Source organism: Flavimaribacter sediminis, from assembly GCF_019492055.1.
GTDB lineage: Bacteria > Pseudomonadota > Alphaproteobacteria > Rhizobiales > Rhizobiaceae > Flavimaribacter > Flavimaribacter sediminis.
Map to the genome: position 1 here is coordinate 937,899 of NZ_JAICBX010000001.1, position 11,909 is coordinate 949,807.

At 60.6% G+C, this 11,909-nt stretch carries 11 protein-coding genes; 7 read left to right on the plus strand and 4 right to left on the minus strand.

The window, feature by feature from the left end; translation table 11 throughout:
* Positions 1-56: 56 nt before the first annotated feature.
* The 5 genes from K1W69_RS04445 (at position 57) to K1W69_RS04465 (ending at position 4,050) form a co-directional block, all read left to right on the plus strand.
* A complete protein-coding gene (locus K1W69_RS04445) occupies positions 57-440 on the plus strand; it encodes a GFA family protein (RefSeq protein ID WP_220227115.1) in 384 nt (127 codons plus the stop codon).
* A 107-nt stretch (positions 441-547) separates the two neighbouring features.
* A complete protein-coding gene (locus K1W69_RS04450) occupies positions 548-1,342 on the plus strand; it encodes a DODA-type extradiol aromatic ring-opening family dioxygenase (RefSeq protein ID WP_220227116.1) in 795 nt (264 codons plus the stop codon).
* 44 nt (positions 1,343-1,386) lie between these two features.
* A complete protein-coding gene (locus K1W69_RS04455) occupies positions 1,387-1,743 on the plus strand; it encodes a diacylglycerol kinase (RefSeq protein WP_220227117.1) in 357 nt (118 codons plus the stop codon).
* Entirely contained in the window at positions 1,740-2,330 is a 591-nt protein-coding gene (locus K1W69_RS04460; protein WP_258570805.1) for a hemerythrin domain-containing protein, read from the plus strand. Before K1W69_RS04455 ends, K1W69_RS04460 begins: the two co-directional genes overlap by 4 nt.
* A gap of 67 nt (positions 2,331-2,397) precedes the next feature.
* Entirely contained in the window at positions 2,398-4,050 is a 1,653-nt protein-coding gene (locus K1W69_RS04465; protein WP_370688176.1) for an NAD+ synthase, read from the plus strand.
* A gap of 9 nt (positions 4,051-4,059) precedes the next feature.
* Here K1W69_RS04465 and K1W69_RS04470 read toward each other — a convergent pair whose 3' ends face one another.
* Complete coding sequence (locus tag K1W69_RS04470; protein ID WP_220227119.1) at positions 4,060-4,812, minus strand: sulfite exporter TauE/SafE family protein; 753 nt, start codon at positions 4,810-4,812, stop codon at positions 4,060-4,062.
* Between the two features lie 181 nt (positions 4,813-4,993).
* On the opposite strand from K1W69_RS04470, the gene K1W69_RS04475 reads away from it, so the two are divergent.
* Complete coding sequence (locus K1W69_RS04475) at positions 4,994-6,229, plus strand: MFS transporter (protein WP_220227120.1); 1,236 nt, start codon at positions 4,994-4,996, stop codon at positions 6,227-6,229.
* Between the two features lie 28 nt (positions 6,230-6,257).
* Positions 6,258-7,646: a glutamate--tRNA ligase gene (gene gltX, locus K1W69_RS04480; RefSeq protein WP_220227121.1), complete on the plus strand. Its 1,389-nt coding sequence runs from the start codon at positions 6,258-6,260 to the stop codon at positions 7,644-7,646.
* On the opposite strand, the gene K1W69_RS04485 is transcribed toward gltX, so the two are convergent.
* The 3 genes from K1W69_RS04485 to K1W69_RS04495 all read right to left on the minus strand — a co-directional run bounded on the left by K1W69_RS04485 (position 7,564) and on the right by K1W69_RS04495 (position 11,891).
* Positions 7,564-8,652, minus strand: a complete 1,089-nt coding sequence (locus tag K1W69_RS04485) for a DUF2865 domain-containing protein (protein ID WP_220227122.1) — start codon at positions 8,650-8,652, stop codon at positions 7,564-7,566. The two genes, gltX and K1W69_RS04485, sit on opposite strands and share 83 nt — an antisense overlap.
* Before the next feature lie 103 nt (positions 8,653-8,755).
* Positions 8,756-11,062: an NADP-dependent malic enzyme gene (locus K1W69_RS04490; protein WP_370688177.1), complete on the minus strand. Its 2,307-nt coding sequence runs from the start codon at positions 11,060-11,062 to the stop codon at positions 8,756-8,758.
* A 49-nt stretch (positions 11,063-11,111) separates the two neighbouring features.
* Positions 11,112-11,891 carry an SDR family oxidoreductase gene (locus K1W69_RS04495; protein WP_220227124.1) on the minus strand — a complete coding sequence of 260 codons (780 nt, stop codon included), beginning with the start codon at positions 11,889-11,891 and terminating at the stop codon, positions 11,112-11,114.
* Positions 11,892-11,909: the final 18 nt, after the last annotated feature.

An 11,909-nucleotide genomic window follows, 5' to 3' on the forward strand; every position in this document is an offset into this window, starting at 1 on the left:
TTTGCATCAACGCGCGCCTGAGCCGATAACCGGATGAGTTTGGCGAGAGGCGCAGCATGGAAACACATCAGGGATCCTGTCTTTGCGGGTCTGTTCGTTACACCACGCAAGGCCCTTTGCGCGGCGTTTCGGTGTGTCATTGCTCGCAGTGTCGCAAACAGTCCGGCCACGTATACGCCACTGTCAGCGTTTCCGAAGAGGCTCTGAGCGTCGAAGGCGCGTCAAACCTGACCTGGTTTCGGTCGTCGGAGAATGCGAAACGCGGATTCTGCCGGGTCTGCGGCTCGGCTCTCTTCTGGAAGCATGACGATGAAAATCAGGTGTCGATTCTCGCCGGTTCGCTCGAAGGCGCAACCGGACTGTCGATCAGCCGCCACATCTACTGCGCTGACAAGGGCGACTACTACGAGATCGATGACGACAAGCCGCAGGTTCCGTAGGCGCTCATCGGCTCCGTGTTCACAAAAGCTGAATGATGTGTCGCGCATTCCTGTCATGGCCTCACCGGGCATCCACGCTATGTCACGACGGGAAAGGACTTCCCGTCATGGCTTCCATACCGTCGCTGTTTTTGTCCCACGGGGCGCCCGATACGGTTATCGCGGACACGAAGGCGCGGGCGTTTCTTGCAAGTTACTCGGCGTCCCTGCCGCGCCCGGAGGCGATCGTCGTTGTCAGCGCGCATTTTGAAGCAGGCGGCGTCGCCATATCCGGTGACGAACGGCCGGTGACTATCCATGATTTTGGAGGCTTCGCGCCGGAGCTTCACGAAATCCGGTATCCTGCGCCTGGCTCGCCGGATCTCGCCAGGGAGATTGCAGAACTCCTGCTGGCCGAAGGCATGGCCGCCGGCGTCATCCGGGATCGCGGCTTCGACCACGGCGTGTGGACGCCATTGCTGCTGATGTATCCGGCCGCCGATATTCCGGTCGTCCAGGTTTCCGTCGACCCGCACGCCGGGCCGGATCATCATTATTGCCTCGGGCTTGCGCTCTCGCCGCTGCGGACAAGAAACATCCTGGTCATCGGTTCTGGCTCCTTCACCCACAATCTGCGCAAGGCCTTCGCCGCAATGCGAACCGGAGAGAGGTTCTGCGAACCGAAAGACTGGGTCATGCAATTCATCCTGTGGATGGAGGAGAAACTCGCTGCACAAGATATCGACGCGCTTCTCGATTACCGCCGCCAGGCGCCGTTCAGCGTAAAAAACCATCCGACTGAAGAGCATCTCATGCCGCTCTACGCGGCCATCGGGGCAGGCGGCGCGAAGTGGTCGGCGACCAAAATCCACAGCTCAACGGAATTCGGCGTCTTGTCGATGGATGCCTATGCGTTCACCTGATAGCGTCAGGCCTCAATGCATCGTATCGTCAGAGCGCATTCCTCATGAAGAAATTCTATCCCGCGTTTTTGAATTCGTGGCACGGACTTGTACATGCCGCGCGCAACGAGCAGGCCTTTCGCTACGAGGTCTATTGCTTCATCGCCAGCGTGCCTCTGGCGGCGTGGCTGGCCGATACGGCGCTGCATTTCGCCATGCTGGTCGGCTCCGTTGCGCTGCTGATGATCGTTGAACTGCTCAATACCGGTATCGAGGCGGTGTGCGACGGCCTGTCCGGGCACTACATGAAGGAAATCAAGATCGCCAAGGACTGCGGCTCGGCTGCGGTGCTTCTTTGCATCCTGCTCGCCACGCTCGTTTGGCTGGCGGCCATCATCGAACGGACGGGGATTTTTACTTGACCGCAATCGACTCGAAAGACGCGCTTTTCCAACGGTCCGGACTTCCGGACGACCTTCTGTTTTTGTTGCAGAAATATCCTCGCGACAGGTGGGGCCAGGACATTACGCTGACGGATATGTGCCAGTTCTGGATTCAGCGCCATGACATGTTCCGGGAACTTGGCGGCGCGCTCAGCGGTAGCGTGGTGATGCTGCGCGAGAAGAAAGTCGATCCGGCTTCCTTTCGGCAATGGTTCGCGCCGAGGGTCAACTTCCTCCTGTCGCAGCTGGAAGGCCATCACCAGATTGAAGACACCCATTATTTCCCGAAATTTCAGGTTGCCGAGCCCCGTTTGAAACGCGGATTCGATATTCTCGATGCAGATCACCACACGATCCACGATCTGCTGGTGAGCAATGCGGAAGCCGGAAACGCATTCTTGAAAGGCCTTGCCGAGGGCGGCGACGCCCTGAAATACGCATCGGAGAAATATGGTCGCGAAGCCGATCGCCTTCTTGCCGGGCTGATGCGTCATCTGGAGGACGAGGAAGACCTTATCGTCCCGCTGCTCGTCGATCGCGAGGGAATGGGCGAGGTCCTGATGTGACAAGGCGATTGCCCTTGGACCGGGCGCGCGCTACACGGCTTGCATGAGCACTGAAATCGAAAATGTCATGAGAATTGCGATTGCCCAGCTGAACCCGACAATGGGCGATGTGGCGGGAAATCTCGAACTTGCGCGCGAGGCGAGGGCGGACGCGGCGCGTCACGGCGCCGATCTGGTGTTGTTCACCGAGTTGTTCCTGTCCGGCTATCCGCCGGAGGATCTGGTTCTCAAGCCCGCCTTCCTGCGCGCCTGCGACCGGGCGCTGAACGAACTGGCCGCCGACACGGCGGATGGCGGACCCGGTGTCGTTATCGGGTTTCCGCGCTTCAGTGATTTCGGCCGGTTCAATGCGGTTGCGCTTCTCGACGGCGGCGAGATCGTTGCGGAGCGCTACAAGGTCGATCTGCCGAACTATGGCGAGTTCGACGAAAAACGCGTGTTCGACCCGGGGCCCATGCCGGGTCCGGTCAATTTTCGCGGCGTGCGGCTCGGTCTTCCCGTCTGCGAGGATATCTGGGGCGATTTCGGCGTTTGCGAGACGCTGGCCGAAACCGGCGCGGAACTGCTGCTGGTGGTCAACGGCTCGCCCTACTACCGCGGCAAGGTCGATACGCGCCATCAGGTGGCGATCAAGCAGGTTATCGAAAGCGGCCTGTCCCTGATCTATTCAAACCAGCTTTGCGGACAGGACGAACTGGTGTTCGACGGCGCAAGCTTCGCCATCAACGCCGACAAGTCGCTCGCCTTCCAGATGAGCCAGTTCGAGGCCCAGACCGTCGTGACGACATGGCGACGCGACGGCGACAGCTGGACCTGCAGCGACGGTCCGATGTCGCGCATTCCCGATGCGCTGGAAGCCGATTACCGGGCCTGCATGCTGGGCCTGCGCGACTACGTCAACAAGAATGGCTTCAGCAACGTGGTTCTGGGCCTTTCCGGCGGCATCGACAGCGCCATCTGCGCCGCGCTTGCCGTCGACGCCCTCGGCGAGGAGCGGGTGCGCACGGTGATGCTGCCCTATCGCTACACGTCCGGTGAATCGCTGAAGGACGCGGAAGATTGCGCACGCGCGCTTGGCTGCCGATATGACATCGTGCCGATTTCGGAGCCGGTGGAAGGTTTTTCGAACGCGCTGTCGCAGATGTTTGAGGGGACGACCGAAGGCGTAACGGAAGAAAACCTGCAGAGCCGGACGCGCGGCACCATCCTGATGGCGATCTCGAACAAGTTCGGCTCAATGGTGGTCACGACCGGCAACAAGTCCGAAATGTCGGTCGGCTACGCCACGCTTTACGGCGACATGAATGGCGGCTTCAATCCGATCAAGGACCTCTACAAGATGCAGGTCTACGAATTGTCGCGCTGGCGCAACGACAATGTGCCGCCCGGCGCGCTTGGGCCTTCCGGAGAAGTGATCCCGCAAAACATCATCGACAAGGCCCCGTCGGCCGAATTGCGGCCCGACCAGACCGACCAGGATTCGCTGCCTCCCTATCCGGTGCTGGACGACATTCTGGAGTGTCTGGTCGAGAAGGAAATGTCCGTCAGCGATATCGTCAAGCGAGGCTACGATCGCGAACTCGTCCACCGGATCGAGCACCTGCTCTATATCGCCGAGTACAAGCGACGGCAGTCCGCGCCCGGCGTGAAAATCACGCGCAAGAACTTCGGCCGAGACCGGCGCTATCCGATCACCAACCGCTTTCGGGACAGGGATTGAGCCTGCGGCTCACAAAATCACGGCCAGCGAGCGGCCCAGAATGTAGACGCCGAGCACGCCGAGCGCCATCAGGAAGATGACGCGAAAGCCTTGCTCGGAGGTCCTCCGGCGCAGCCAGGTCCCGGCCGCCAGGCCGACGAATGTCGGTATCACGGCAATGGCTGACATCACCGCCAGTTCCACGGTCAGAAGCCTGTTTCCGCCCAGCGCCAGCGCCAGCGCGACCGTCGACAGGGTGAACATGATACCCATCAGCTGGACGAGCTGCTCTCGCGGCAGGCCGACCGATTGGAAATAGATGACGCCCGGCACGGTAAAGGTTCCCGTCATCCCCGAGAGCAGCCCGCTGATGGTTCCGAGCACCGGGTTGAGGATCGGCTCCGATCGTGGCTTGACCCGAAATTTCGGATTGAGAAACGTTACCGCGACGAAGGCGAGCAGGAGAACGCCCAGCAGGGCGGTGACGTAGTTGACGTTCAATCGTGACAGCACAAGCGTGCCGGGGAAGGTGAAAAGCACAGTCATCAGGAAAAACGGCCAGAACCTCCGGATGATCTCGCGGAAATGATTGCCTGAAAGTCCCTGCCACAGATTGGTGGCGATCCCGGGAAAGATGATCAGCGCCATGGCGTTGGGCAGCCCGATGAAGGCGGTCAGCAATCCGATGCTCACCGGGGGAAGACCGAATCCCACGAGACCTTTCACAAAGGCCGCGACAAAAAAGGCGCAACTGACGATGATCAGCATTTCTGTTTGGGACATGGGCGTACGGGCTGGTTGGCGGCGAGGGAGGACAGATCAGTCATAGCGGAGGCCGCCCTTGACGGCCACAAGAAACTCGGTGCATAGCGGGACGATCCATTCCGATTTTTTTTAGACGAATACCGCCGGACAGGACGCTCGCGTCCAATAAATGCACGCCTACGGCGAGTGAGGTTCCGACATGTCTTTCTTCGCGTTCATACGCGACAATCTGCGCTGGCTCGCCGGCGGACTGTTCCTCACTCTGTTTTCCAGCTTTGGGCAGACTTTCTTCATATCACTTTCAGCCGGTCAGATCCGTGAGGAATATGGATTGACTCATGGCGGTTTCGGCACGCTCTACATGCTGGCCACGCTCGCCAGCGCATTGTCGCTGCCCTATGTCGGCAGGATTGTGGATTACGTCAGCGTCGCGAAGGTAACGCTCCTGATCATCCCCATGCTCGCGCTGGCCGCTGTCTCCATGGCCCTGTCACACCATATTGCGCTGCTGGCGCTGACCATCTACGGACTGCGCCTTTTCGGCCAGGGCATGATGACACACAATGCGATTACGGCGATGGGCCGCTGGTACGTCGCGCGTCGGGGCAGGGCCGTGTCCATTGCGACGCTGGGTCACCAGTGCGGCGAGGCGACATTGCCGTTCGCCTTCGTCCTGCTTTCCGCCGCGATTGGCTGGCGCAGTTCATGGCTGGTGTCCGCCGCGTTCCTCATGCTGGTCGCCCTGCCGCTCATCTACCTGCTCATGCGTGTCGAACGGCAGCCGCGATCCACGGACGGTCCGGAACTCTTCTCCGCCGCCCGCGACTGGACGCGCGCCGAAGTCATGCGCGATCCGACGTTCTGGATCCTGCTTCTCGGCGTTCTGGCGCCCGGTTTCATCGGCACCACTATATTTTTCCATCAGGTCTATCTTGTGGAATTGCGCGGCTGGACTCTCGAGCTTTTCGCCGGTTCGTTTCTCGCGATGTCGATCATGACCGTGATCTTCGCGCTGATAGGCGGCGCATTGGTCGACCGGTTCTCCGCCGTTGCGCTGCTCCCTTCCTTTCTCATCCCGCTCGGGCTTTCCTGCATGGTTCTCAGCCTGGTTGAACAGTCCTGGGGCGTATTTGCATTCATGGGTTTGCTCGGAATTTCCTATGGCCTTTCTTCAACCCTGTTTGGCGCGCTCTGGCCGGAAATCTACGGGAGCCGCTATTTGGGCTCGATACGCTCAGTCGTCGTGGCGTTGCTGGTGTTTGCGACAGCCATGGGACCAGGCGTCACAGGTTTCCTGATTGACGCCCAAATCAGTTACCCGCTTCAAATCGCGGTCATGGGTCTGTATAGCTTCGCCATGTGTTTCGTGATGCTGTTCGTCAGCCGCAAGATCATCCGCAGAAAATCCGGCCTCGTCGCCCAGGCGGTCGCTTAGGCCGCGCCAAACCCAAAAGACTTCCGCAATGACTGAATCAGACAAGCCCGTCGTCGTTCGCTTCGCTCCCTCGCCGACAGGCAACATTCACATCGGCAACGCCCGCACGGCGCTTTTCAACTGGCTTTACGCCATGAAATCGGGCGGCGATTTCATCCTGCGTTTCGACGATACGGACAGGCAGCGCTCAACCGTTGAATTCGCCGAAGGCATCGAGCGCGACCTGCGCTGGCTTGGCGTCGAGCCCGATCGCATGGAGTGGCAGTCGCGGCGCTTTCCGGCCTATGACGCAGCCGCGCAAAAGCTTAAAGACGCCGGCCTACTCTATCCCTGCTACGAGACCGGAGAGGAGCTTGAGCGCAAGCGGAAGCTGCGGCTCGCCCGTCGGCTTCCGCCGGTCTATGGCCGCGACGCATTGAAGCTGAGCGACGAGGACAAGGCCAGGTTCGAGGCGGAGGGCAGGCAGCCGCACTGGCGGTTCATGTTGCCGAATTTCGAGAGCGATCCATTCGAAACGCGTCGAACGGAAATCCATTGGGACGACGTCGTCCGCGGCCCGCAGACGGTTGACCTCGCCTCGATGTCGGATCCTGTGCTTGTGCGCGGAGACGGCACGTATCTCTACACCCTGCCGTCGGTCGTCGACGACATTGAAATGGGCGTTTCTCACATCATTCGTGGCGACGATCACGTCACCAATACCGGCGCGCAAATTGCGCTGTTTCAGGCGCTTGGCGCAGACGCCCCGGCGTTCGGTCATCACAATCTGCTGACGGCTGCCAGCGGCGAAGGCCTTTCCAAGCGCAGCAATGCGCTGTCCATCGCTTCGTTGCGGGAAACCGGCATCGAGCCGATGGCGGTCAACAGTCTCGCCGTGTTGATTGGAACATCGCACAGCGTGGAGGCCGTGCCCTCCATGGAAGCGCTACAGGACATCTTTACGCCGGACATGGCGTCAAAATCCGCCGCGAAATTCGATCCGTCTGAACTTGGCGCGCTCAACAGGGCGCTCATCCACGAAACACCCTATGACAGGGTTGCTGCCAGACTCACCGACATGGGAGTGGACGAGCACCGTGCGGAAGCCTTCTGGCTTGCCGTGCGCGGCAATCTTGATGTCGTCGAGGACGCCCGCCACTGGTGGGGCGTTGTGAAGAATGGTCCGGCCGGCGACGCGGTCCTCGAGGACGAGGACATTGCCTATGTGCGGGAAGCCTTTGCGCTTCTGCCACCCGAACCGTGGGGCGCGGACACCTGGTCCACCTGGACCTCAGCCGTGAAACAGGCCAGTGGGCGCAAGGGCAGGGCGTTGTTCATGCCGTTGAGGATCGCCCTTACGGGGAGTCGCTCTGGTCCGGAGCTTGCCGATCTGTTGCCTCTGATTGGTCGGGAAGGAACATTGGCCCGACGACCCTGACATTGCGATCCGGGTCCATTTCCTCGAACTCGTTTTCGTCATCGGCGGATCGGGGCGCAAGCTTGACCTGATTTTCGCTCGACGGAACCGTGTCCGGCGACGCATTCGCGACGGCGCTATTTGTGCCTCCCGACGACGGTTGGGGTTTGTTCTCAGGCACCGGAATTTTGTCCGGAAGAATGATCGATGACTGTTTCTTCGGCGCTGTCGATCGGTTGGCGGTGACCGGGGCTTTGTTGCAGCTACAGGATGACGTCAGGCCATTGCGATAGGCGAAGGCGTTGGGAAGGCTGACGTAAGGCGATCCATCATTTGCGGAAACCATGTCCTCGCTTCTCTGTTCCGGAACCGAATGGATATAGAGACTGACATCGGCGCCCGGACATTGTCTGGCGCATTGTTCGGCGTCGCGACCGAATTCAGCCGGCGACGAGGAAAAGGAAATAGGGAAATAATAGCCGTCGCAGGCGCGAACGCACATGGTCCTGTACCGGCGAGACGGATCGTCCAGCGCGCGCTCGCGGGCCCGATCCCTGAGACGGACTGAGTCGTGGATCACGACCTGCCGTTGCTCCACCGGGCATCCGTTGGCGCGCAACGCAGAGACAATTCTGCCACGACCTGTTTCACGTCCTTCTGCGGCCAGCGCATCGCGCCTTTGCGTCAGGAGAGCAACTTCCTCCTCCAGCTGCGCGATACGCACGCGCATCCGGTTGCAGACCGAATTGTCGCTGGAGCCGTAGACGGTAATGCTTCCGCTGGTGCATTGGCCGTCGGCGACCGCTGCGCGCGCACGGTCAAGGATAAGCTGCTGCTCCCGCAGGGTTTCCTCGAAACGTCTGAGGTAGGGTGACTGCACATTTTTCGCGGGATATTGGTCAAGCTGGCTTTGCAGGCGCGCGCAGACATCCGAATTCTGCGCCCGTGTCTCCGAGTCGACGCCGACCGCTGCTACAGCCGTCAACGCCGCTATTGCTGCAACCCGGTTCAAAAGTCCATGTTTCATCGGTCAAGTCGCTGATGGTCAGTGCGTTACCTTCACGCATCGTGCAACGACAATACGTTTATAATCTGACCGGGACATGAACAAACCGATCAGGACGGATCGTCTATGCCGGCATGGAGGCCTCGACAACCGCAAGCGTCGCCATGTTGACGACGCCGCGCGACGTTACCGAAGGCGACAGGATATGCGCGGGCTTGGCGCTGCCGAGCAGGATGGGGCCGACATGCAGCGCGTCCATCATCGTCTTCAAAAGACCGGTTGCTATATTGGCCGCGTCCAGATTGGGAAAGACGAGAAGATTGGCTTCACCCGTCAGAATGCTGTCTGGCATCACGCGCCGGCGCAGATCCTCGGATATCGCGGAATCGCCGTGCATCTCGCCGTCAACCTCCAGATCCGGGGCCATTGCACGGATCAGTTCCAGCGCTTTGCGCATTTTCAGCGACGACGCGGTGTCTCTGGTCCCGAAGTTCGAGTGCGACACAAGCGCGGCGCGCGGGGTGATGCCGAAGCGGCGGATTTCGTGGGCCGCCATCAACGTGGTTTCCGCAATTTGCTCCGCCGGCGGATCGAAGGTGACATAGGTGTCGGTGAGAAAGGTCGCTCCGCGTTGCGAGATCAGCAGGCTGAGCGCGGAGAACTCCTGAACGCCCTCCCGCTTGCGCAATACGTCTTCAACCACGGCAAGGTGGTTGGCGTATCCGCCTTCAATGCCGCATATCATGGCGTCAGCCTCGCCGCGGCGCACAGCGAGGGCGGCGATGACGGTCGTGTTGGAGCGCACGGCGGTGCGCGCGGCCTCCGGATTGACGCCCTTGCGTCCGACCAGCGAGAAATAAAGGTCCACATAGTCACGATAGCGTGGATCGTCGTTGGGGTCGGTGATGCTGAAGTCTCGCTCAGGCCTTATCTTGAGGCCGAAACGCTTCAGTCGTGTTTCTATGATCGCCGGCCGGCCGATCAGGATCGGCTCCGCGATTTTTTCCTCGATCAGCACCTGTGCTGCGCGCAATACCCTCTCATCCTCGCCTTCTGCAAAGATTACCCGCTTGTTGATCGCCGCCTTGGCTGCGGTGAAGAGCGGTTTCATGACGATGCCGGAGCGGAAAACGAAGCGATTGAGCTGGTCGTTGTAAGCGTCCCAGTCGGTTATGGGGCGGGTCGCTACGCCTGTCTGGCAGGCGGCTTCTGCGACCGCGGGGGCGATACGCAGGATCAGGCGGGGATCAAAGGGCGAGGGGATGAGATAGTCCGGCCCAAAGATCGGCGTTTCGCCGGAATAGGCCTTCGCCGCCACGTCCGACGGCTCCTCCCGCGCCAACCCGGCGATCGCCTTGACCGCCGCCATCTTCATTTCCTCGTTGATCGTCGTTGCGCCGCAGTCCAGCGCGCCGCGGAAGATGAAAGGAAAGCAAAGGACATTGTTGACCTGGTTCGGGAAATCCGAGCGGCCAGTGCATATCATCGCGTCCGGCCGCGCATTGCGGGCGTCTTCCGGCATGATTTCCGGCACCGGGTTCGCCAAAGCCATGATCAGCGGATGCTCCGCCATGGTCTTCAGCATCTCGGGCTTGAGCACATTGGCGGCGGACAGGCCTATGAAAATATCGGCGTCCTTGATGTTGTCGGCGAGCGAATGCGCATCGGACGCTTGCGCATAGGCCCCTTTCCAGCGATCCATGTTCTTCGTCCGGCCTTCAAAGACCAGTCCGTCGATGTCATGGGCCCAGATATTTTCCTTCCTTGCTCCGAGAAAGACCAGGAGATTGAGGCAGGCGACCGCCGCAGCGCCTGCGCCGCTGGTGACGATCTTTACGTCCTGCAGCTTCTTGCCTGACAGTTCCAGCCCATTGATGATCGCCGCCGCGACAATGATCGCGGTGCCGTGCTGGTCGTCATGGAACACCGGAATGTTCATGCGTTCGCGCAATTGATGCTCGACCTCGAAACATTCCGGCGCCTTGATGTCTTCCAGATTGATGCCGCCGAATGTAGGCTCCAGCGCGGAGACGACGGAGACCATCCGGTCGACGTCATTGGCGTCGATCTCGATGTCGAATACGTCGATGCCGGCGAATTTCTTGAACAGGACGGCCTTGCCTTCCATTACCGGCTTGGAGGCCAGCGGTCCGATCGGCCCTAACCCGAGAACTGCGGTTCCGTTGGAGACGACGGCCACCAGGTTGGCGCGCGACGTGTAGTCTGCGGCGGTGGCCGGATCGTCGCGGATTTCAAGGCATGGCGCGGCCACGCCCGGAGAATAGGCGAGCGCGAGGTCGCGCTGGTTGCCGAGCGGCTTGGTGGCCTGGATTTCCAGTTTGCCGGGCCTCGGATATTTGTGGAAAAACAGCGCGCTCTGGTCGAGTTCCGACAGAGCGGGTTTGCTGGCCTTGCTCATGTGATTGTCCACCCCTTCAGCCCTTCGGCAGATTGCTCCAGCCCAGTTGGCGCGTCAACCGTCAGAAAGACTTCGGCACGAGACCGCCGTCGACGAGCAGGTTCTGTCCGGTGATGTACGCCGCCTGGCGCGAGCAGAGGAAGGCGCAGGCGCTGCCGAATTCTTCCGCCGTTCCCGCGCGTCCAGCCGGAACAAGGCGCAGGACGCTTTTTTCGGCCTCTTCATAGCTGACGCCGGTTTTCTGCGCCGTCGCCTTAATGTTGTTCGTCAGTCTGTCCGTGTCCATCTTGCCGGGAAGCACGGTGTTGATCGTCACGTTCCGGTTGGCGACGGTGCGGGCGACGCCGCCGAGGAAGGATGTGAGGCCGGCGCGGGCTCCCGAAGACAGGTCAAGTCCCGGGATCGGCATATAGACGGAGGAAGACGTGATGTTGACGATGCGGCCGAAACCGCGTTCGCACATGCCGTCGATCACCGCCTGGATCAGTTCGATGGGCGTAACCATGTTCTGCGTCACGCCATTGAGGATCGCCTCGCGGTCAAGCTCCCGGAAATCCTTCAGGGGAGGGCCGCCATTGTTGTTGATCAGAATATCCGGTGCCGGGCAGGCCGCGAGCAGAGCGTCCTGTCCTTTCTTCGTCGACACGTCTGCGGCGACTTCCGTGACTTGCGCTCCGGTGTTCTTGCGAATCTCCTCCGCGGTCGCCGCGAGCGTCGACGCGTCCCGTCCGTTGACCACGATCTCGCAGCCGGCTTCTGCGAGCGCGATCGCGCATCCCTTGCCGAGCCCCTTGCTGGATGCGCAGATGATGGCCCGTTTGCCGGCTATACCCAGATCCATTGCGATTTCCTTCCCGAA

Excerpts from the sequence above, each read along its gene's own strand:
- K1W69_RS04455 (WP_220227117.1), top strand. The coding sequence starts at position 1,387 with ATGAAGAAATTCTATCCCGCGTTTTTGAATTCGTGGCACGGACTTGTA.
- K1W69_RS04475 (WP_220227120.1), top strand. The coding sequence starts at position 4,994 with ATGTCTTTCTTCGCGTTCATACGCGACAATCTGCGCTGGCTCGCCGGC.
- K1W69_RS04465 (WP_370688176.1), top strand. The coding sequence starts at position 2,398 with ATGAGAATTGCGATTGCCCAGCTGAACCCGACAATGGGCGATGTGGCG.
- gltX (WP_220227121.1), top strand. The coding sequence starts at position 6,258 with ATGACTGAATCAGACAAGCCCGTCGTCGTTCGCTTCGCTCCCTCGCCG.
- K1W69_RS04495 (WP_220227124.1), bottom strand. The coding sequence starts at position 11,891 with ATGGATCTGGGTATAGCCGGCAAACGGGCCATCATCTGCGCATCCAGC.
- K1W69_RS04485 (WP_220227122.1), bottom strand. The coding sequence starts at position 8,652 with ATGAAACATGGACTTTTGAACCGGGTTGCAGCAATAGCGGCGTTGACG.
- K1W69_RS04445 (WP_220227115.1), top strand. The coding sequence starts at position 57 with ATGGAAACACATCAGGGATCCTGTCTTTGCGGGTCTGTTCGTTACACC.
- K1W69_RS04470 (WP_220227119.1), bottom strand. The coding sequence starts at position 4,812 with ATGTCCCAAACAGAAATGCTGATCATCGTCAGTTGCGCCTTTTTTGTC.
- K1W69_RS04450 (WP_220227116.1), top strand. The coding sequence starts at position 548 with ATGGCTTCCATACCGTCGCTGTTTTTGTCCCACGGGGCGCCCGATACG.